Raw genomic sequence first — 22612 nt, forward strand, 5'->3', positions numbered from 1 at the left:
TTCGACCTTTTTTACATAAAATTTTGATGTTAATTTATTCCCATTGAGACAAGTCTTTTCTATAGGTTTTTCTTTGACAATGAATTGTTGGATTAAAATTCTTCCACAAAAGGTGGATGGCATTATTTTCAAGTAATTCGGGTGTTCTGATGCAGTTACGGATGCCTTTTTCTGAGAAGGTTTTATAATATTCGTCAAAGATAATCGCCGTAACGCCTTTGTTTTGATATTCAGGATGGATTCCGATAAGGTAAAAAACAACGTCCTTACTGTGTTTTTTTGCCCTTAATAAATGAAGAAAACCAAATGGAAAGAGCTTTCCTCTTATTTTTTGTAAAGCTTCAGTAAAACTTGGCATTACAATACTGAATGCTATTAAATTATCATCTTTGTCTACCACAAACTTAATATATTCAGGATTGATAAAACTAATATATTTCTTTTTAAAATACTCTTTCTGGACATCAGATATCGCAACAAATGAAGCTAATTTTTCATAGGATTCATTAAATAAATCAAACATTTTGTCCACATGGGGCATAATGTCTTTTGTCTTTGTAAAAGTTAACGCTCTTAAGCCATATCTCTTTTTAATGAGTTCTTGTGCTTTTTGGAAAAATTCTGGTTTAACATTTGAGAAAGGGAAAATGCTTTCTATATATTGTTTTTCAACCTGAAAGCGTAATTGCTCAAAATGTGAAACATAGTAAGCATGATTGTACCAGGTAATCATTGTTCCGACCTGGTCAAAGCCTTCTGTTAAAACCCCAACTTTGTCTAAATTTGAAAAACCCATTGGGCCTTCTATATGTTCCAGATTATTCTGTTTACCTAATTCATACACTTTTTCCAGTAAGGCTTTAGTAACTTCAATGTCATCAATAACATCAAACCATCCAAAGCGTACTTTCTTTTTATGCTGATTATTTACTTCTGCCCAATTAATAATAGCTGTAATTCTTCCAACAACTTTATCATCTTTATAAGCCATGTAAAAGTAAGCCTCGGCATTTTCAAAAGCAGGGTTTTTTGTTTTGTCAAATGATTCTAATTCATCTGCAATAATAGGTGGCACCCAATATGGATTATTCTTATATAGGGAAAAAGGAAATTTGATGTATTCTGTTAATTCCTTTTTTGTTTTAGCTTCTTTAATTGTAATCATTAACTTGTTTTTTATTATTTCAGAAATTAAAAGTATTTAAGGGGAAATTAAGGCTTTTTCTCATATTTTGCCTTTCTTTTACGCTCTTTTTCCTGATAGTCTTCTTTCGGATCTGTCTTATCCTGTGCTTCTAGCTCTTCTTTAGACATTTTGTCCTTTTTGTTTTTATTTTTAGGTTTTTTTATTTTACCTACCCTTGTTAACTCTTCTTTGTGCATGTCATCGTATCGGATAGAAAAACCAATTCCGCCATAAAGTAATGAAGGAGTGTTTTTTAAATTTTTGCTTACAGAAGCATCAATTTGAACGTTTCGTGACAATAAGTAAGCTGCACCTCCTCTAAAGATTGCATCACTGTATAAATCACTTTTGTACCCCTGATTTTCTACAAAACCAGACCATTTTTTGTTAAAGCCTCTTGTTAAGGTTATTATATAGCCGTATCCTGAATTGTCAGTGCCGATATAGTCAGCAATGAGGTTAGATACTAATACCCATTTGGCACCAAAATGGTGTTGGGTAGCTAACATTAATTTTGGGGAAACGCCGGATTCAGTTGAATAATAATTGAGTATATTAGAATTGTAAGCATATGGATTGTTCTTTAATACAATATTAGCACCCGCAAAGATCGAAACTGCCGGAATCAATTGACGCCACCTAAATTTTTTATTTGAATAACTATAAATGTTGATGTCTTCTTTGTAATTTTTGTATGGATCATAAATTAAGTATTTAGCCCCTAAATAAGTCTGCCTTAGATTACTTTTCTTAAAACGGGTTGCCGGAGTTGTAAATTTTTCATTTTGATATTGAATGTCAGCTATGAATTCAAGTTCTTCGAGAAAAAGGCCCCAACGTAGTGTAAAATCAGTGCCAAAACCAGAAGCTTCGTAATTTTGTGTATCATGTTTTTCATATATTCCGTAAAAACCAGCTTCAGCCTGAATGACAGACTTTCCAACTGAGAAAGCAGACATAGTTTCGCCTGGGCGATTAGAGTTTATAACATCTGTATATTGAGCAAAAAAGTATTGTGGGAATAATAAAAATAGGCAAGCTATTAAAAAGTTTTTAATTTTTAACATATATGTATTTTTTGATTAAAAAGTAATAACGTTTTCAAATGTACTATATTTTATTATTTATTTAAGATTGATATTTTAATTTTGAACGATGGTTTTATTAATTTTGAAAAAAATTATACGATTATGCAAGAAGCATCATTTTCAGGTTTCCTTAAAACCATAATGTGGGTAATAGCTTTTTATTATATTTTTAAATTTCTGGCTAAAATATTTTTACCTGTATTGGTGAAAAAGGCGGTAGAAAAAGCAGGGGAAAATTTTCAAAGGCAACAGCAATATAGTCAGGATAATTCATGGCAAAGAGCCAGAAACAACAATAATGATGAGATAATCATCAACACTGCTAATGCAAAAAAGCCTCGGGAGACCAAAAAAGTAGGCGATTATGTTGATTACGAAGAAATAGATTAAGTTTGTATCCTGTAATAATCAGGATTCATCATTTAACCAAACCACCCAAAATTGAAAATAGTAAATAAGTTCTATCCGCACGCCCTTGTAATTCTGGGCTTTATTCTCGTTTCGTTAATTTATTTTTATCCTGTCCTTCAGGGAAAACAAATTTTTCAGTCTGATATTGCTCAATATACAGGAATGGCAAAAGAGCAAAATGACTTTAGGGCTGCCGAACACGCTGAACCCTATTGGACCAATTCTGCTTTTGGAGGAATGCCAACATATCAGTTAGGAGCAAATTATCCAAATGATTTTGTGGGTAAACTAGATGATGTTTTGCGTTTTTTACCGCGTCCTGCTGATTATTTATTTTTATACTTTTTAGGTTTTTACGGTTTGCTTCTGGTTTTAAAGACAGATCCGTTAAAAGCATTTATTGGTGCAATTGCCTTTGGTTTTTCAACTTATTTAATTATAATTCTCGGTGTTGGACATAATGCAAAAGCCCATGCAATTGCCTATATGCCATTAGTTATTGCCGGTTTTATACTGGTATTTCAAAAAAAATATATCTGGGGAGGTTTGCTTACAATGTTCGCCGTTGCATTGGAAGTAAATGCAAATCACTTTCAGATGACTTATTACCTATTGATTTTCTTGTTGATTCTTTCCGGATATTTTACTTTTAATTTCATTAAAGAAAAACAATTCAAAGAACTTGGAATTGCAGTCGGGGTTTTAGCTATTGCGGGAATTTTTGCTATTGGAGCAAATGCTACAAATTTAATGGCAACAAGTGAGTATGCTAAATTCAGTACACGAAGCAACAGCGAACTGACTTTCAATCCGGATGGGTCTAAAAAGACCAATGAAAATGCCTTAAGCCGTGAATATATTACAGAATATAGTTATGGAATAGCTGAAAGTTTTAATCTTATTGCACCTAGACTTTTTGGAGGTTCTAATCATGAAAATGTAGGGACAGACAGCCGTATGTATTCATTTATGATCGAACAGGGAGTTCCATCCACACAGGCTCAGGATTTTGTATCAGGGATGCCTACTTACTGGGGAGATCAGCCTATAGTTGCTGCACCTGCCTATATTGGCGTTGTGGTTTTCTTTTTGGCTGTTTTAGCCCTATTTGTTGATGATAGAAAGATAAAATATGTATTTCTTGCAGGCGCATTGTTCTCTCTAGTCCTTTCCTGGGGAAAAAACTTTTCACTATTAACCGACTTCTTTATTGATTACGTTCCGATGTATGATAAGTTTAGAGCTGTTTCTTCTATTCAGGTGATTCTCGAATTATGTTTTCCTGTATTGGCTGTAATGGGAATCCAGTCGTTTTTTAAAGCAAAAGATGAACCAAAACTGCTGCAAAAAGCCCTGATACAAACAGGTGTTTTTGGTATTGGCGTAATTTTAATTTTGGTAATTGCAAAAGGCTTTTTCCACTTTACCGGAAGCAGTGATAATTATTTCTTAGAAAGTTATGGTCCTGGTTTTGTTGAAGCTTTGAAAGAAGACAGAATGACTTTGTATTCAGCTGATTTATTGCGTTCCGGATTTTTTATTATCGTGACTTTTGGAATTTTATGGCTATTTATTAAAAATAAACTGTCTCAAAATACCACTCTGATTATTGTAGGACTTTTGATGATTTTTGATTTGTTCTTTGTAGATAAAAAATATGTTTCTGCGAAAGATTTTGTAAGTCCGGTAGAAATTGCTGCACCATTTCAGGAAACGCCGTCTGATGCACAAATTTTAAAGGATACGACCCATTACAGGGTTTTTGAAGTAAGCGGAAATATGTCAAGTGCCCGTGCTTCTTATTTCCATAATTCATTAGGGGGATATCATGCTGCAAAGCCAAGAAGAATCCAGCAATTATTCGATTATCAGATCGCAAAAAATAATATGGAAGTTTTGGATATGTTAAATGTAAAGTACATTATCCAGACTGATAAAGAAGGAAAAGAATTCCCAACAATAAACCCAAATACAAATGGAAACGCATGGTTTGTCAGCACAGTAAAACTTGTCAATAAGCCAGACGATGTCATGAAAGCATTAGATCATATTGATACTAAAAAAGTAGCAGTTTTCAATGTACATGAACACGAGGGAAAATTTAGAAGTGCCCGTTTAAAAAAACAATGGGATACGACAGGAACAATCAAAGTGGTGCAATACAAACCAAATTATATTAAATACCAGTCGGATAACGGAAAAGACGGATTGGCTGTTTTCTCTGAAATGTATTATAAAAACGGCTGGAATGCTTACATCGATGGTCAGTTAACAGATCATTTTCCAGTAGATTATGTTTTAAGAGCTATGGAAATTCCAGGCGGAAAGCATACAATCGAATTTAAATTTGAGCCTCAGGTAATTAAAACCGGAAGTACTATTACCCTTGCAAGCTCAATAGGAATGATGCTGCTTTTGATTGGAGGAATTTATTTTGAAAAATTCTTTCGCAAAGATTCGCAAAGTAATCACGGAGATACTCAAAAATAATTTAATAATCTTTGTGCTCCTTAGTGGGGATTTTGTAAATCTCTGTGGAATCTGAATATGGAACAAAAAAAACTTTTAATAATTACTTATTACTTCCCGCCGGCAGGAGGGCCAGGTGTACAACGCTGGCTCAAATTTGTAAAATACCTGCCTGAATTTGGTATTCAGCCAATTGTTTATGTGCCTGAAAACCCAACTTATCCAATTGTTGATGAAGGTTTAGTAAATGAGATTTCAGATAAAGTAATTGTTTTAAAGAATAAAATTTGGGAACCTTATCAGCTGGCTTCTGTTTTTTCAAAAAATAAAACGAAGAAAATCGCTTCGGGAATTATGCCCAATAAGAAAAAACAAAGCTTTCTTGATAAACTTTTTTTGTGGGTGCGCGGTAATCTTTTTATACCAGACGCACGTGTTTTTTGGGTTAAACCTTCTGTTTCTTATTTAGAAAAATACATCACTGAAAACAATATTGATGCGATTGTGACTTCGGGTCCCCCTCATAGTCTCCATCTGATAGGTTTGGAATTGCAACAGAAACTGAAAGTAAAGTGGTTTGCTGATTTCCGTGATCCATGGACAACTATAGGTTATCATAAAGCGCTCCGTTTATCTTCTTATGCTGAAAAAAAACATAAAAAGTTAGAGTATAAAGTGCTTAATTCGGCAGATGAAATTATTGTAACAAGTAAAACGACTAAAGCAGAATTTCAGGAAATAACCGATAAACCTATTTCAGTTATTACAAATGGGTATGACATTGAAAATGTTGAGAAGCAGGTTTTAGATACTAAATTTACTCTTGCCCATATTGGTTCCTTTTTATCAGATCGAAATCCAAGGTTTTTATGGGAATGTCTGATTGAATTGTTAAATGAGGTACCTGATTTTAAATCACATTTAGAAATTAAATTAATTGGAGCTGTAAGTCAGGAAGTATTGGATTGTATTGCTGAATTTAATCTCAATTCATATCTCAACCTTCTCGGATATGTGTCACATCATGAAGCAATTGCTCATCAAAAAAAATCTCAGGTTTTGCTGCTAATCGAAATTAATTCTGAAGACACTAAAAGCATCATTCCGGGAAAATTATTTGAATATATGGTCTCAAATCGTCCAATAATTGCTATTGGACCTAAAGGTTCTGATTTTGCTGATATTATAAAACAAACCAATACAGGGGTATTTTTTGATTATTCTGAAAAAGCGAAATTAAAAAGTGTAATTTTGGACTTTTATAATCAGTTTTTAGAAGGAAACTTGCAGGCTCATGGCGTTGGTTTACAACAATATTCAAGGAAAAATCTCACCAGAGAATTGGCTCAACTGATAAAGTAACAAGTTTTCCAAAACAAACCAAATAATCTAAATTTAACAATTTACACTCGAACATGGGTATTGTTTTAAATCAATCTTTCAAAAATACTATAATTACTTATATAGGTTTCGGCATTGGGGCTATTAATACTCTTTATTTGTACCCAATTTATTTAGGAGCAACATATTATGCCTTAACAAATTATATTCTTTCTGCCGCAAATGTTATCATGCCTTTATTTGCTATTGGGATGCAAAATACATTAGTCAAATTTTATTCACAATATAATACTGAAGAGGAGAGAGAGCAATTTTTGTCTTTTACAGCATTGTTTCCGATATTAATGTGCGTTCCTTTGGGGATTATCGGAATCTTTTTCTTTGATGATATAACAGATTTTGTTTCTAAGGAAAACCCTGTTGTCAGGGAGTTTATGCTTTTAATTCCGTTTATTGGAATTTGCATGGCGTATTTTGAAATTTTTTACGCTTGGGCAAGAGTACATATGCATTCGGTTTTTGGTAATTTTATAAAGGAAGTTGGTTTGAGATTATTCTCTAGTTTTGCTTTAATTGGTTTGTATTTTAACTGGATATCCCTGGTTCAATTTGTTTACCTGACTGCAATAATTTATTTTGTAGCTTTTTTGATCACGATGTTTTACGCATTTTATATTAAAAGGCCGAATTTTCAAATTACAATTCCGGACAATGTAAAAAGTGTTATGGAATATACTTTTTACATTATTTTGTCTGGAAGTGTTGCGAATCTGCTTTTAGATGGTGATAAACTAATGCTGAATCAATACATGGAAATTAAGAATATTGCTTATTATTCTGTTGCAACTTATATTGCCCTAGTTATTTCTGTTCCAAGTCGTGCCATGCATCAAATCGTATATCCGATTACTGCCAAATTAATGCATGAAAACAAACATGACGAATTAAATATTTTATACAAAAAAACATCTATAAATCTTCAAATTGTAGGTGGTTTTGTTATGCTGTGCATATTTGTTAATATCAATCAGTTATATGAGATTGTTCCTGACGAGTATAGGGGAGGAATTCCTGTAGTTTTTATGATAGGTCTTTCAAAATATTTCGATTTAATTTTGGGAAATAATAATGCTATTATTTTCAATACAAAATATTACAAAACGGTATTATTTCTTGGTTTAGGTTTAGTTATATTGACGTTTATTTTAAATGTAATTTTCATACCCCTTTATGGTATTATGGGATCGGCATTTGCCACCCTGTTGTCAATTACTTTTTATAGTTTAGCCAAATTATTGTTTGTAGTTAAAAAACTTCATTTATATCCTTTTACAATACAGAATTTATATTCTTTAGGAGTTACAACAGCTTTGTTTTTAGCGTTTTATTTTTGGAATTTTCCAATTTATCCTTTGATTGGAATTGCTATGAAATCCATTTTGGTCACGATTTTATATCTATACCTGAATTATAAATTGAATATATCGCCAGATATAAATAAAGTTGTTGATGGTCTTCTAAGAAAAATTGGAATGAAAATTTAAACAAGATTTGTTTAGTACAAATACCTAGTATTAAAAAATTGAATTAGTTTGATAATACATAATACATTTTCGACACTTCTAATCTAAATTTAACATTTGTTTTATTTGTAGTTTATAAGATAAAAACTACCTTTATGTTCACGGATTAACAAGAAAATCTCTTTTACACTGAAAAATTATTTGTAAATCACTAAAAGTGGGTATTGTTAGCAGTATTGAGTTTGTTTAATTTTGTTTAAAATTTATAAGATTAGTTTTAATTTAATGATTATGAAAAACAATCAATTCAGCCAGGAGGAAAGTTTACAAGTATTCTCTAATATGATTTCTAAAAAGGTTCATAATGGATTTATACTTGAGGAACGCAATGACAAAATGCTTTTTGCGGTACTTTCAAAAGGAGGAAAAGCTGTAGATCATGGTTTCAATTTTATAATATTTTGTCTAACATTAGGTCTATGGTCAGTAGCATGGTTGTATCTTACAGTCCAAGCGTCTAAACAAAAAAAGATTTTAGTCGCTATAGATGAAGATGGTGTTCCCTTTGAAGAAAGATGTTTAGTTGCTTAACGCGCAGGACGAAGCAATTTTAAAAAATAGCCACAAATTATTACTTATTACAATTCAGTAAAAAGAATAATTTGTGGCTAATTTATTTTTATTGAAGTTTTTCTTTTAAATAAATCCCTGTAACAGACTCGCTAACCTTCACAATGTCTTCAGGAGTTCCTGCAGCTAATAAATGACCGCCGTTTTCACCTCCTTCAGGACCTAAATCAATAATCCAGTCCGCACATTTTATAAGGTCAAGATTGTGCTCAATTACAATAATAGAATGTCCTTTTTCAATTAGGGCATCAAATGAAGCCAGTAGTTTTTTGATATCGTGAAAATGCAATCCTGTTGTCGGTTCGTCAAAGACAAATAGCGCTTTGTCTTTCGTAACACCTTTTACTAAAAAAGAGGCAAGTTTAATACGTTGTGCTTCGCCTCCGGAAAGGGTAGAAGAAGATTGTCCGAGCTGAACATAACCTAGACCAACATCCTGAAGAGGCTGCAGTTTTTGAGTGATTTTGGGTTGTTTGTTTTTTTCAAAAAAAGCAATAGCATCATCGATAGTCATGGTCAGGATATCATTGATGTTTTTTTCGTTGAAATTAATTTCCAGAATCTCTTTTTTGAATCGTTTTCCTCCACAGGTTTCACACGGTAAAGAAACGTCAGCCATAAATACCATTTCGACATTTATAGAGCCTTCTCCTTTACAGGTTTCGCATCGGCCACCATCAACATTAAAAGAAAAATGTTTGGCCTGATAGCCTCTTATTTTAGACAGTTTTTCTTTGGCGTACAAATCACGAATATCATCATAAGCTTTTATATAAGTAACAGGGTTGGATCTGGAACTTCTTCCAATAGGATTCTGATCTACATACTCAATGTGTTTTATTTGAGAAAAAGATCCTTGTATGTCGGTAAACTGACCCGCTTTTTCTGAAGCACTTTCCAGTTTTTTCTGCATAGCCGGAAATAAAATCTTTTTAATAAGGGTACTTTTTCCGCTTCCTGAAACCCCTGTTACAACAGTTAAAACATCTAATGGAAAAGTAACATTAATGTTTTTTAAATTATTTTCCCTGGCCCCAATAATATCAATGTGATTCTTGAATTTACGTCTTTTCTTAGGTACAGAAATTTCTAAATCACCATTTAAATATTTTGCAGTAAGGGATTCTGACTCTAAAATTTCATCATATGTTCCCTGAGCTACAAGATTACCTCCAAAAGTTCCTGCTTCAGGACCAATGTCAATAATCATATCAGCTGCTTTCATTATATCTTCATCGTGTTCAACTACAATTACTGTATTGCCTAAATCACGAAGCGACAGCAAAACTTTTATTAATCGTTCAGAATCTTTTGGATGCAATCCTATACTTGGCTCATCGAGGATGTACATTGATCCTACTAAACTGCTTCCCAGCGAAGTGGCAAGATTAATTCTTTGGGATTCACCTCCGGAGAGTGATGCTGAGTTTCTATTTAAAGTAAGATAATCTAAACCAACTTCAGTCAAAAAGGATAGACGATTGTTAATTTCAACCATCAAACGTTTGGCAATCTGTTGTTCGTAAACATTCAATTCGATGTTTTTGAAAAAAGTCACTAAGTGTTTTATTGGTAAATCCACTAATTCAGAAACCGTTTTTCCGCTTATTTTTACATATGAAGCTTCTTCACGCAAACGTTTACCACGGCATGCATGACATTTTGTTTTACCACGATAACGGGATAGCATTACCCGATTTTGAATTTTATAATTTTTCTCTTCGAGTTCTTTAAAAAAGCTGTTCAATCCCTGAAAATACTGATTGCCTTTCCATATTAAATCTTTTTGATCTTCTGTAAGTTCAAAATACGGTTTGTGAATTGGAAAATCAAATTTATAAGCATGTTTAACTAATTCATCCTTATACCAGCTCATGCTTTCGCCTCTCCATGGATAAATGGCACTTTCAAAAACAGATAATGCTGTGTTTGGTACAACTAAATCGGTATCAATACCAATGATGTTTCCGTAGCCTTCGCAAACCGGGCACGCTCCATAAGGATTATTAAAACTGAATAAATGAACGTTTGGTTCTAAAAACGTAATGCCGTCTAATTCAAAGTTATTAGAATAAGAAAATCTTTTATCGGTACCTAATTCCTGAAGGAAGCAAATTCCTTTTCCTTCAAAAAAAGCGGTTTGTACAGCATCTGCGAGACGGTTGTAGAATTCTTCTTCCTCTTTAACAACGATTCTGTCAATGACTAATAAAATGTCTTTATTGTCTAATTTGTGAATATCGGAAGGTGAAAATTCATCCAGACGAACCATTTCGTTATCAATTAATATACGCGCAAATCCCTGTTGTAAAAGGACTTTAAGTTTGTCTTCAAGCTTTCTTCCTTCTTCTAAATGAATAGGTGACAATAAAAGCCATTTGCTGTCTATTTCTAAAGTTTTTACATCTGAGATAACATCGGTTACAGTATTCTTTTTTACTTCTCTGCCGGAAATCGGAGAATAAGTACGGCCAATTCTGGCATATAAAAGTTTGATATAATCGTAAATTTCGGTTGAAGTCCCTACAGTTGAACGGGCGTTGGTGGTGTTTACTTTCTGTTCAATTGCAATTGCCGGAGCAATTCCTTTTATGTATTCAACTTTAGGTTTGTCTAAGCGCCCTAAGAACTGACGCGCATATGATGATAAACTTTCAACATAACGGCGCTGTCCTTCGGCATATAAAGTATCAAATGCCAGACTAGATTTTCCAGATCCTGAAAGTCCTGTAATGACTACAAGTTTATTTCGCGGAATAGCAACATCTACATTTTTTAAATTATGTACCTGAGCGCCTTTAATGATGATATTATGTTTTGGGTCTAGTGTCGAAAGATCAATCTGCATAAAAAAGTCAATTTCTACAAAAGTAATCAATTTTGAAATGAGTTTTGTTAAGGTGGCTGTTCCAAATTTTAACAGAATCTGGATAGAAAACAATTTTTTATAGCTATTATTTTATATTAAAATTTGCTGGTTTGATTCAAAATAAGCTATTTTAGAAGTGTTTTTGTAACAAATTAAAACACTATAAATTTGAAGACTAAGTTTTGCTTTCTGTATTTTTTGATTTCTGTAAGTCTGTTTTCTCAGGAATTACCGCCAATTGTAAAATATCCTTCGACTGTTCATGGTGCAGGAAATCAAAGTTGGATGATTGCACAGGACGAGCAAAACATAATGTATTTTGCCAATAATGAAGGACTTTTAGAATATAATGGAACAAATTGGGAGTTATATTCAACGCCAAACGAAACCATAATGCGATCGGTAAAAGTAATCGATAATAAAGTTTATACAGGTTGCTACATGAATTTTGGTTACTGGACAAGACAGTCAAATGGTAAGTTAAAATATATTTCACTTAGCGACAAAATCAAAAATAAAATTCTGGACGACGAACAATTCTGGAATATTTTAAAATATGATCAATGGGTATTGTTTCAGTCTTTGAACCGAATTTATATTTACGATACCAAAACAAAAAGATTCAAAATTATTGCGCCTAAAAATGGTGTTGTAAAATCATTTTGTATTAAAAATTCGATTTTTTACCAAACCACAAATGAGGGGCTGTTCGAAATCGAAGAAGGAAAAGGAAAATTGATTTCAGAGCATCCTATTCTGAAAAAAAATACAATTGTAAATGTTTTTGCAGTTGATGACGGCTTACTGATTCTGACACAATTAGGCGGATTTTATAAACTTGCTGGTACAGTTTTAACTCCTTTTAAAACAGAAGTAGATTCACAGATAAAATCAGGATTTGTGTATAGCAGCCAGAAACTTCATGACGGCAGTTATGCTTTAGGAACTGTTTCTGATGGGGTTTTTATTTTATCGGATTCAGGAAAACAAAATTATCATATTTCGCAGAGTAAAGGATTGAGTAATAATACCGCTTTGTCTTTGTTTGAAGATAAGGATCAGAATGTTTGGATTGGTCTTGATAACGGAATTAATTGTATAAACTTACAGACTCCTGTTCATAGTTTTACAGACGATACTGGAGTATTAGGAACTGTTTATGCTTCAATTGTAAACAACGGAATATTATATGTAGGCACTAATCAGGGATTGTTTTGTAAAAGATACCAAAGTAATGAAGATTTTCAGTTTGTAAAGGGTACAAAAGGGCAAGTCTGGTCATTATTTGAATATGATAATACTCTTTTTTGCGGTCATGATTCAGGTACTTTTATTGTAGAAAATACTTCGGCAAGAAATATTTTCAGGAATTCAGGAACATGGAAATTTGAGCCTGTGCCAAATCATAAAAATATATTGCTTCAGGGAAATTACTACGGGATTTCAGTTTTAGAGAAAATTAATAATCAATGGCAATTTAAAAACAAAATTGAAGGTTTTAATTATTCGTCGCGTTATTTTGAAATTACTCCAGACCAGGAAATTTATATAAGTCATGAATACAAGGGGGTTTTTAGGATCAAAACCGATTATTCTTTTTCAAAGTCAATAGATTTTTATGCCTATTCTTCTCCCAAAAAAGGAAAAAATGCAAGTCTTACAAAATTTAATAATGCGATATATTATGCATACAAAGATGGAATTTTCAAATTGAATTCAGTTACAAAACAATTTGAAAAAGATAAATTGCTGAGTTCTATTTTTGAGAAAGACCAATATACGTCGGGTAAACTGATTGTTGACAAATCGAATAAAATCTGGTTGTTTTCTAAGAACTATATTCATTATTTTTCTGCCAGTAAGTTAAGTCATCAGTTAAAACAAAATATTATTCCAATTCCTTCATCCTTAACAAATTCTATGCTGGGTTTTGAAAATATTACTCAAATTTCAAAGTCAGCTTATTTAATAGGGACTACAGATGGTTATTACACGCTTAATATTGATGATTTAAGTTTTAAAAATTATACAGTTTCTATTTCGGAGATTTTAGTTAATAAACAGAATCAAACTTTAAAAAATGTAGCTTTAAATGAAGAAAGGAGTTTCAAATCGAATGAAAACAACATTACATTAAGTTATACAGTTCCGGAATACAATAAGTATATTAATTCGGAATACCAGTATTTATTAGAAGGTTTTCAGAATGAGTGGAGTGAATGGAGTACAAAATCTTCTGTGAATTTTAAAAATTTATCTCCGGGTAAATATACATTCAGAGTCCGCGCAAAATATGCTAATACACTTTTGCAGAATACAGCTACTTATACTTTTATAGTTTTAAAGCCTTGGTATTTAACTAATCTGGCTTGTTTTATTTATTTGTTGCTGCTTGTCGTAATTGGTTATTTTATTAATAAAGCATACCGAAACTTTTATCAAAAGCAAAAAGAGAAGCTAATAGAAGAAAATAATCTATTATTAGAAATCAAGGAACTCGAAAACGAACAGCAGTTAATGAAACTCAGAAACGAACAATTATCTCAGGATGTAGATAATAAAAACAGGGAATTAGCGGTTTCAACAATGAGTCTCAATAGTAAGAACGAACTTTTAGCATTTATTAAAGAAGATTTAAAGAAAACGGCTCAGGATGATAATAGAAACATCAAATCCGTTATCAGAACTATAAATGACAATATTACTGAGGAAGATTCCTGGAAAGTCTTTAAAGAAGCTTTTGATAATGCCGACAAGGACTTTCTAAAAAGAATAAAACAGCTACATCCCTTACTTACTCCTAATGATTTGAGGTTGTGCGCTTACCTGCGACTGAATCTTTCTTCAAAAGAAATCGCACCATTATTTAATATTTCGGTTCGAAGTGTTGAAATAAAAAGATATCGTCTACGCAAAAAAATGTATTTGCAGCATGAAATTGGTTTAGTAGAATATATTTTATCTGTATAGTAAACCTAAAGCATCCTACAAACACCTATACATTACCTCAACATTTGCCTTTTATTGTGAATTATACACTTATTTGTTAAAAAAATTAACATTTGTGATTGGGTATTCAATGAAGGTGTTTTTTGAGGTATTTGTATTTTAAATCTTGATTTTTTACGATGTATGTTTTTTGTTGAGGTTATTTTTATCTTATTGTTAAAGAGATACAATAATTTTATCATTCAATAAAAAACTAACTAAATATGAAACCAAAATTATTATTAATAGTATTGTTACTATTTACCTCTTTTGCGTTTTCGCAGGCTTTTGATGTAAATGGTACAGTACTGGATGCATCAGGTATGTCGCTGCCAGGTGTAAATGTAAAAGTTAAAAGTTCGTCACAAAGTACCACAACAGATTTTGACGGTTCTTTTAAATTATCAGGTCTCTCAAAAGGAACTATAATCGTTTTAAGTTACATCGGTTTTCGAACCCAAGAGGTTTCTGTATCGGATAACAAAATAACTGTAAAAATGAGCGATGATGCAAAGTCATTGGATGAAGTTGTGGTAATTGGTTATGGTTCACAGAAAAAGAGAGACCTTACCGGATCAGTAGGTTTAGTTGACAGCAAAACTATTGAAGCCTTAAAACCTGTAAAAGTAGAGCAGGCTTTACAAGGAACTGTTTCAGGAGTTAATGTAACGAGCCAGTCAGGAGCGCCTGGAGCTGGGTTGGACATTCGTATACGTGGTATTGCGACTAATGGAGAAAATAAGCCAACTGCAATTATTGATGGTTATGTTGGAGATTTAAGTTTACTTAATCCAGGTGATATCGAGACTATTACTGTTTTGAAAGATGCGCAGGCTGCTATTTACGGAACTATTGGGGCAAATGGGGTTATATTGATTACCACTAAAATGGGTAAAAGAAACTCAAAAGCTAAGCTTTCATATAACACGTATACAGGATTTCAGGAAACTTCAAGAAAACTTCCTACTTTAAATGCTACAGAATATGTTCTTTTATTAAATGAAAGTTATGCTAATGCGGGACAGGGAATTAAATATCCAAATGTAAATGGTTTTGGAAAAGGGACAGATTGGCAAGAGGAGATTTTTGGAAAAGGAGTGCCAATTATCAATCATGATTTATCTATTTCGGGAGGTTCTGAGAAAATTAATTATTCGGTAAGCGGATCACACCTTGACCAGGAAGGAATTGTTGGTGGAGAGAAATCTGGTTTTCTAAGAAATACTGCAAGAGTTGCAATAGGGGGTGATGTGTCTGATAGATTAAAGTTTAAGACTAATGTTATTTATACCTATTTTACAAGAAAGACATTGAATGAAAATGGACTGGGTTCTGTTCTTTTTAATGCATTAAATATTCCTGCTACAATAAGTCCTTATGATGCAAATGGTAATTTTACTATAATTCCACGTGATGGTTTAGGAAATGAGATTATTAATCCATTAGCGCAAATTGCTAATACATATAACAATTATAACTATAAGAAAATCAATGGGAATTTTGGTTTGGATTATAAGATTTTCAAAGGTTTTGTACTTTCTGGAAATATTGGTTTTAACACTTCAAATAGTGAGTATAAAAATTTTGCAAAACAAGTAAGTTATGGGGATAAAGTATTTGATGTAAAACAAAGCTCTGTAACACAGGGAGCCGTAAATGATAATGACTATTCATTCGATCTTTATGGTACCTATAGCAAACAAATAGGTGAAAATCACAATTTAGTTGGAACGGTTGGTACTACAGTTTTTAAGACCTGGGGTAACGGACTCTCAGCTACAGGCTATGATGTACCTTATAATTCATGGGAATTTGCAGATCTTAGTTTGATAACAACTATTCCAAAAGTTTTGACTAACGGATCTTATAATTATGACCAAAGAAGATTGTCTTATTTTGGGAGAGTACAATACGATTATAAAGGTAAATATTTGTTGTCTGGTATGATCAGACGAGATGCCTCTACAAAATTTGGTCCGGATAATAAAATAGCATATTTTCCTTCTTTTACCGGAGGCTGGGTTGTTTCTGATGAAAATTTCTTTGGTAAACCAAAAATAATTAATTTCTTGAAATTCAGAGCGAGTTACGGTACTTTAGGAAATGATCAGATTGGAGATTATCGCTATTTGAGCCAGCTTTCAGGAGAGGCAACGTATGTTTTTAATGATGAATTGGTTAGCGGCAGGGCTGAAGGTGTATTGGCAAACCCGAATGTTAAATGGGAAGAAGCCAAAAAATTTGATGTTGGTGTCGATATGAAATTATTAGATAATAAAATTTCTGTTGTTGCTGATTATTTTATTGATACCAGAAAAGATTTATTAATACCTGGTATTGCAGTTACGGGTATTGGAGGTATAGGTGCTCCTGGTGCTGGTGCTCCAACTATAAATGCGGGTACAGTGCGGAATTCAGGTATTGAATTTGCGGTAGAGTACAAAGAAAAATTTTCTGATGCTTTTTCAATGAGCGTTGCTTATAATGTAACTTTCCTTAAAAATGAAGTACTTGAAGTAAATAACGAAACTCATTATATAGAAAGAGGTGCTTTTTCTGTAGGTCAGCAAGCCCCGACAAGAATGGAGGAAGGAAAACCAATTGGCTATTTTTATGGATATAAAACAGATGGTATTTTTCAAAACCAGGCCGAAGTTGATGCTCATCCTTCACAACTGGCATTAGGGGCAAATGCAGCTCCTGGTGATTTGAGATTTGTAGATGTAAATGGAGACGGTCTCTTAGATAGTAAAGACAGAACCAATATCGGGGATCAGATACCTGCTGCAACTATGGGTTTCAATGTACAAATGAATTACAAGAATTTTGATTTTGCAGTTTATACCTATGCATCTGTAGGTAATGATTTAATAAGAAATTACGAGAGAAATCTTTCTGATGTTAACCATTTAAATTATGTATTAGACAGATGGACTGGTGAAGGGACTTCTAATTCAACACCTAGAGTAACAACAGGAGCTACAGCAAATAGCATATTCTCTGATTATTATGTTGAGGATGCTTCTTACCTGAGAATTCAAAACTTGCAAATTGGTTATACGTTAGACTCTAAAGTGACCCAAAAAGCCGGTATTACAAAACTCAGATTATATGTTGGGGCTAATAATCTTTACACCTTTACCAAATATAAAGGTTTTGATCCTGGAGCTTCTACCGGAGATCCTATCGCGGGAGGAATTGATTACGGTTTTTATCCTATACCAAGAACCTATCAATTAGGACTAAATCTTAACTTTTAATTTTTGTCAAAATGAAAAAATATACACTAATATTTCTTTTAACAGGAATACTGTTTACCACAGTTTTTATTTCTTGCTCTGATGATTTTGTAGAAACCAAACCACAATATTCAATAGATTCAGAAAATTATTTTAACTCAAAAGCAGATTATGATCAGGCTTTAGTTGCCGCTTATGACATACTTCAATCTACATATGTAAATGTTTTATTAGGAGAAATTGCGTCTGACAATACTTTGGCTGGAGGTGAAAGTCCTACTGATGTGGTGGGTTTTCAACAAGTAGATGATATGATTCATACGCCGGTAAACAGCAATTTACATGATATATGGAACTGGATGTTCGCCGGAGTGCAAAGAACAAATTATATTCTTGAGTTTAAGGATAAAACAGATTTTGAAGGAAAAACACAACTCCTTGCAGAAACCCGTTTTCTTAGAGCATACTACCAATTTGAATTAGTAAAATGGTTTGGTGGTATCCCTATGAAGGGCGATGCAAGATTTAAATTAGGAGATGAAACTAAAATTCCGCGTTCTTCAGTAGCAGAAGTATACGCTTCAATAGAATCTGATTTAATTTACGCAATAGCAAACTTATCTCCAACCACAACTCAAAAGGGAAGAGTCACCAAAGGAGCTGCACAGGCTTTGTTAGGCAAAGCTTACTTATATCAGGATAAGTTTGTACAGGCAGCCACGACATTAGAAAGTTTAATTAGTACTTCTCCTTATTCTTTGGTAACAGATTATAATTCAATATTCGAGATGGAAGGGGAAAACGGACCTGAATCTGTATTTGAAATACAATATACAGATGTTGAAGGTGCCGGATTCGGATGTTTACAATGTAGTGAAGGGAATGTAGCAGTTGGTTTCAGTGGCATACGTGGTTATGAAGGGCCGCTTTTTACTTCAGGATTCAGTTTTAATATTCCAACTCAGGAAAGTGCAGATGCTTTTGAAGTTGGAGATAAACGTAAAGATGTAGCTATATTAGATATAAAAGCGTGGGCAGCAGCAAACACGGGTGTTAAATATGGTAAAGGGAATGAAGATACAGGATTTTTTAACCGAAAATATTTGCCAAGAAAAAGAAGCGCTAATGCAGCCGGAGATTTGAATTTAACTAATCCAAACAATTACAGGGCAATCCGTTATGCAGACGTTTTATTAATGGCTGCCGAGGCTTATAACAGAGGAGGAATTGATGATGGTAAAGCAAGGACATATCTGAATGAAGTTAGAAAACGTGCTTTTGGAGATAATAATCACAATATATCAGCATCAGGAGCCGCATTGACCGATTTTATTTGGGCAGAAAGAAGATTAGAGCTTTTTGGAGAAGGACATCGTTTCTTCGACTTAGTGAGAACAGGCAAAGCAGTTGGAACAATTCCTGGTTTTCAAAAAGACAAAAACGAATTATTTCCGATTCCAATTGAAGAAATTCAATTTGCAGCAGGAAACTGGCAACAAAATCCGGGATATACTAAATAACATCAATTATGAAAAAGATACATTTTATTATAAGTTTTTTCGTTTTGACAGTCCTGATGGGGTGTGCAAGCGATAACAGCGATATTGATTTGGATGGTATAGCAGCGCCGGAAAATATATCAGCTTTGACCACGGTAACGCAGGATAATTCAGGAAAAGTTACTTTTTTACCTAAAGGAGAAGGAGCAACACAATACAAAGTTGATTTTGGTGATGGAAGTGCTGTTTCAGAATATATTTCGCCGGGAGCTACCGTGACACATGCATATGCGGAAGGCGTTTATACAGCTAAAATTATAGCGATGGGATTAAATGGAAAAACTACTGAAGCAGCTCAGCAAGTAGTAGTTTCCTTTAAAGCTCCGGAAAATTTAGTAGTAGTTGTAACCAATGATCTATCAGTGTCTAAAAAGCTAACAGTTACAGCCTCTGCTAATTATGCTTTGTTTTATGACGTTTATTTTGGAGAAGCAGGAAAACCAGATCCAATTTCGGCAAATAACGGTGAATCGGTTTCATATACGTACCAAAATGCAGGAGTGTATACCATTCGTGTGGTTTCAAAAAGTGCTGCCGTTAAAACTACAGAATATACAACTGAGGTTACTGCCAAACTGGTTCTTAATCCAACAACATCAGCTCCGGCTCCGCCAAACAGACAAGCTGGAGATGTGATTTCTATTTACAGTTCTAAATATACTAATGTAGCAGGAACTGTTTTCTATCCGAATTGGGGGCAATCTACTACTTTGACAGAATTTGATTTAGCAGGAGATAAAATGCTGAATTATAATAACCTGAATTATCAGGGGATTGCATTGGCAGATGGTGTAACTATTGATGTAACCGGAATGGAATTTTTTCATATGGATGTATGGACAGCAGATTTAGATAAAATCGAAACATTCTTAATTAGTAAAACGAATGGAGAAAAGCCAGTAGCAAAAAACTTGACAGCGAATGCATGGACAAGTATTGATATTCCTATTTCGGCATTTACAAGTCAGAATTTAACTGTTGCAGATATTTTTCAATTGAAACTGGTTGGAACCCCGGCAGGAAAAAATGTTTATATAGATAATATTTATTTCTACAAAACAGCTGCTCAGTCCGTACAATTGCCTCTTGATTTCGAATCAGCTAGCTTAACTTATGCCTGGGGAGGTTTTGGAGACTCAGGTTTTGGACCAATTCCCGTTTCAGTTGTTACAAATCCTGATAAAACCGGCGCTAATGTATCTAATAAGGTAGTTAAAATTGAGAAAACATCCGGAGCTCAGGTTTGGGCGGGTGCAAGTCTTAATTTAGAAAATACAATCGATTTCACTAAAGGTACTACTGTAAAAGTAACTGTGTGGTCTCCTAAAGTTGGTGCTGATATTTTATACAAAATGGAAGTTTCTACCTCTCCAAAAGACGGAAATGGAAATCCAACGATATTTTTCGAAGCGCATGCAACCACCACAACAGCAAATGCATGGCAGGTATTAACTTTTGACCTCACTACAGCGCCAAATTTTAGTACAGCAAATAAATACGACCGAGTAATTTTGTTTCCGGACTTTGGGCAAATGGGGACAGGTTCGACCTATTACTTCGATGATATAAAACAATCCAATTAAATTAAGAAATCATGAGCAAAAAAATAATTATAAAAATAGTATTCTTATTTGCTATTCTCCTGATGACGGGTTGTCAGAAAGATGATTACGCATTTGGAGATATAAATGCGCCGGCAAATATTCAGATAACTGCTGAAATTGTTGGAAAAACAGCCGCAGAACCCTATGGAGACGGATCAGGAATTGTTAAACTTGTGGCAACTGGAGATGATGTTATTTCATATAAATATGTATTTAGTGACGGAACTTCAGAAAATTCCCCTAGTGGTCATTTTGATAAACGATTTACTAAAACAGGAGTAAATAAATATATCGTTACAGCTGTTGCTTACGGAAAAGGAGGTGTAGCGACCAATACTACAATTGAAGTTGAGGTTTTAAGCAATTTTAGTGATCCGGAAGCAGTTGATTTTCTGACTGGAGGATCGTCTAAAAAATGGTACTGGTCAGCTTCTGAATCAGGGCATTTAGGAGTGGGACAAAATGATGGTGATGCAACCAAAAATTATTATGCCAACTATTATCAGGCAGGTTCATTTGAAAAAGCAGCCTCACCAGCTAGCAGTTGCCTGTATGAAAATGTACTGACTTTTTTTTTAGATGGAGAACAATTAAAATACGAACTGAATAATGGAGGTTCTACCTTTTTTAATGCTGCTTTTGCAAGTGTAGCAGGAGGAAGTTCACCCGATGATGCCTGTCTGGCATACAATGCAGGAGGGATGAAAAATGTATCCCTGAGCCCATCAGAATCTGTTGTGACTAAAAATCCTAATCATGCTACTCAGACAAGAGGAACTATGCTAAACTTCTCAGATGGTGGATTTATGGGGTATTATATCGGTCAGAGTTCTTATGAGATTTTATCTATTACAGCTAACAGAATGGTTGTAAGAGCGGTTATGGGAGGTAATCCTGCCTTGGCATGGTATCATATTTTTACGACAACAAAGCCAACTCAGGTTCCGGATACAGATGTAGATTATAGCAATTTAGTATGGTCTGATGAATTTAATACTGATGGTGCTCCTGATCCGGCGAAATGGGGTTATAATTTAGGAACCGGAGATAATGGCTGGGGAAATAATGAAAAACAGAATTACACTAATGCTGCTGCGAATGTAATCGTTCAGGGTGGAAATCTTAAGATTACTGCGAAGAAAGAATCTTCAGGAGGAGCGGCTTATTCATCAGCAAGATTAGTTTCTGAAAATAAATTTGAATTTAAGTATGGAAAAATAGAAGTAAGGGCCAAACTTCCAATAGGTGCCGGAACCTGGCCTGCCATCTGGATGTTAGGACAAAATTATGCAACAAGTCCGTGGCCTGCCTGTGGTGAAATTGATATTATGGAACATGTAGGAAACAATCAAAATGTAATTCATGGTACACTCCATTATCCAGGCCGCTCTGGAGGAAACGCTGATACAGGCAGTAAAACAATCGCAAATGTTTCAACTGAATTTCATGTTTATAAAGCGGTTTGGAGCCCGACAGCCATAAAAATATATGCTGATGATACACTCATACATTCTGTTGCGAATACTGCTTCGCTGCCGTTTAACAGCGACTTCTTTTTAATATTAAATGTAGCAATGGGAGGAAATCTTGGAGGGAATATCGATCCTGCTTTTACACAGTCTTCTATGGAGATTGATTATGTAAGGGTATATCAATAAAATAATTAATTAATATGATGAAAATTGGAAGGTCAGTTTTTGCTGGC

The 22612-nt window shown here is 33.7% G+C and carries 13 protein-coding genes; 10 read left to right on the plus strand and 3 right to left on the minus strand.

Annotation, left to right across the window (positions count from 1 at the left end; genetic code table 11):
- Nucleotides 1–34 precede the first annotated feature (34 nt).
- Nucleotides 35–1165 (minus strand): GTP cyclohydrolase, encoded by a 1131-nt coding sequence (locus OZP09_RS19160; RefSeq protein ID WP_269235237.1) that lies wholly within the window; start codon nucleotides 1163–1165, stop codon nucleotides 35–37.
- A gap of 47 nt (nucleotides 1166–1212) precedes the next feature.
- Entirely contained in the window at nucleotides 1213–2253 is a 1041-nt protein-coding gene (locus OZP09_RS19165; protein WP_269235238.1) for a transporter, read from the minus strand.
- A gap of 123 nt (nucleotides 2254–2376) precedes the next feature.
- On the opposite strand from OZP09_RS19165, the gene OZP09_RS19170 reads away from it, so the two are divergent.
- The 5 genes from OZP09_RS19170 to OZP09_RS19190 all read left to right on the plus strand — a co-directional run bounded on the left by OZP09_RS19170 (nucleotide 2377) and on the right by OZP09_RS19190 (nucleotide 8609).
- Nucleotides 2377–2664 carry a DUF4834 family protein gene (locus OZP09_RS19170; protein WP_223681614.1) on the plus strand — a complete coding sequence of 96 codons (288 nt, stop codon included), beginning with the start codon at nucleotides 2377–2379 and terminating at the stop codon, nucleotides 2662–2664.
- Between the two features lie 51 nt (nucleotides 2665–2715).
- Nucleotides 2716–5175, plus strand: coding sequence for a YfhO family protein (locus OZP09_RS19175; RefSeq protein WP_281309836.1), 2460 nt, complete (start codon nucleotides 2716–2718; stop codon nucleotides 5173–5175).
- 57 nt (nucleotides 5176–5232) lie between these two features.
- The gene (locus tag OZP09_RS19180; RefSeq protein WP_281309837.1) at nucleotides 5233–6516 is read left to right on the plus strand and encodes a glycosyltransferase family 4 protein; all 1284 of its coding nucleotides are present in this window, start codon (nucleotides 5233–5235) and stop codon (nucleotides 6514–6516) included.
- A 53-nt stretch (nucleotides 6517–6569) separates the two neighbouring features.
- Nucleotides 6570–8039, plus strand: coding sequence for an oligosaccharide flippase family protein (locus OZP09_RS19185; RefSeq protein WP_269235240.1), 1470 nt, complete (start codon nucleotides 6570–6572; stop codon nucleotides 8037–8039).
- A gap of 270 nt (nucleotides 8040–8309) precedes the next feature.
- A complete protein-coding gene (locus OZP09_RS19190) occupies nucleotides 8310–8609 on the plus strand; it encodes a hypothetical protein (RefSeq protein ID WP_269235241.1) in 300 nt (99 codons plus the stop codon).
- Nucleotides 8610–8697: 88 nt separating this feature from the next.
- Here the strand turns inward: OZP09_RS19190 and uvrA are convergent, their stop codons facing one another.
- On the minus strand, nucleotides 8698–11496 hold the full coding sequence (uvrA, locus tag OZP09_RS19195) for an excinuclease ABC subunit UvrA (RefSeq protein ID WP_281310772.1): 2799 nt from the start codon (nucleotides 11494–11496) through the stop codon (nucleotides 8698–8700).
- Nucleotides 11497–11685: 189 nt separating this feature from the next.
- Between uvrA and OZP09_RS19200 the strand changes: the two genes are divergently transcribed.
- The 5 genes from OZP09_RS19200 (at nucleotide 11686) to OZP09_RS19220 (ending at nucleotide 22565) form a co-directional block, all read left to right on the plus strand.
- Nucleotides 11686–14487 carry a helix-turn-helix and ligand-binding sensor domain-containing protein gene (locus tag OZP09_RS19200; protein ID WP_281309838.1) on the plus strand — a complete coding sequence of 934 codons (2802 nt, stop codon included), beginning with the start codon at nucleotides 11686–11688 and terminating at the stop codon, nucleotides 14485–14487.
- A gap of 242 nt (nucleotides 14488–14729) precedes the next feature.
- Nucleotides 14730–17765 (plus strand): SusC/RagA family TonB-linked outer membrane protein, encoded by a 3036-nt coding sequence (locus OZP09_RS19205; protein ID WP_281309839.1) that lies wholly within the window; start codon nucleotides 14730–14732, stop codon nucleotides 17763–17765.
- Between the two features lie 11 nt (nucleotides 17766–17776).
- Nucleotides 17777–19264, plus strand: a complete 1488-nt coding sequence (locus OZP09_RS19210) for a RagB/SusD family nutrient uptake outer membrane protein (protein ID WP_269235246.1) — start codon at nucleotides 17777–17779, stop codon at nucleotides 19262–19264.
- An 8-nt stretch (nucleotides 19265–19272) separates the two neighbouring features.
- Nucleotides 19273–20886 carry a PKD domain-containing protein gene (locus OZP09_RS19215; protein ID WP_281309840.1) on the plus strand — a complete coding sequence of 538 codons (1614 nt, stop codon included), beginning with the start codon at nucleotides 19273–19275 and terminating at the stop codon, nucleotides 20884–20886.
- An 11-nt stretch (nucleotides 20887–20897) separates the two neighbouring features.
- The gene (locus OZP09_RS19220; protein WP_281309841.1) at nucleotides 20898–22565 is read left to right on the plus strand and encodes a glycoside hydrolase family 16 protein; all 1668 of its coding nucleotides are present in this window, start codon (nucleotides 20898–20900) and stop codon (nucleotides 22563–22565) included.
- Nucleotides 22566–22612 lie beyond the last annotated feature (47 nt).

Source organism: Flavobacterium flavigenum, from assembly GCF_027111255.2.
GTDB classification, from domain to species: Bacteria; Bacteroidota; Bacteroidia; order Flavobacteriales; family Flavobacteriaceae; genus Flavobacterium; species Flavobacterium flavigenum.

Coding starts and splice junctions, on each gene's coding strand:
- OZP09_RS19160 (WP_269235237.1), bottom strand. CDS start 1,165: ATGATTACAATTAAAGAAGCTAAAACAAAAAAGGAATTAACAGAATAC.
- OZP09_RS19165 (WP_269235238.1), bottom strand. CDS start 2,253: ATGTTAAAAATTAAAAACTTTTTAATAGCTTGCCTATTTTTATTATTC.
- OZP09_RS19170 (WP_223681614.1), top strand. CDS start 2,377: ATGCAAGAAGCATCATTTTCAGGTTTCCTTAAAACCATAATGTGGGTA.
- OZP09_RS19180 (WP_281309837.1), top strand. CDS start 5,233: ATGGAACAAAAAAAACTTTTAATAATTACTTATTACTTCCCGCCGGCA.
- OZP09_RS19185 (WP_269235240.1), top strand. CDS start 6,570: ATGGGTATTGTTTTAAATCAATCTTTCAAAAATACTATAATTACTTAT.
- OZP09_RS19190 (WP_269235241.1), top strand. CDS start 8,310: ATGAAAAACAATCAATTCAGCCAGGAGGAAAGTTTACAAGTATTCTCT.
- uvrA (WP_281310772.1), bottom strand. CDS start 11,496: ATGCAGATTGATCTTTCGACACTAGACCCAAAACATAATATCATCATT.
- OZP09_RS19205 (WP_281309839.1), top strand. CDS start 14,730: ATGAAACCAAAATTATTATTAATAGTATTGTTACTATTTACCTCTTTT.
- OZP09_RS19210 (WP_269235246.1), top strand. CDS start 17,777: ATGAAAAAATATACACTAATATTTCTTTTAACAGGAATACTGTTTACC.
- OZP09_RS19215 (WP_281309840.1), top strand. CDS start 19,273: ATGAAAAAGATACATTTTATTATAAGTTTTTTCGTTTTGACAGTCCTG.
- OZP09_RS19220 (WP_281309841.1), top strand. CDS start 20,898: ATGAGCAAAAAAATAATTATAAAAATAGTATTCTTATTTGCTATTCTC.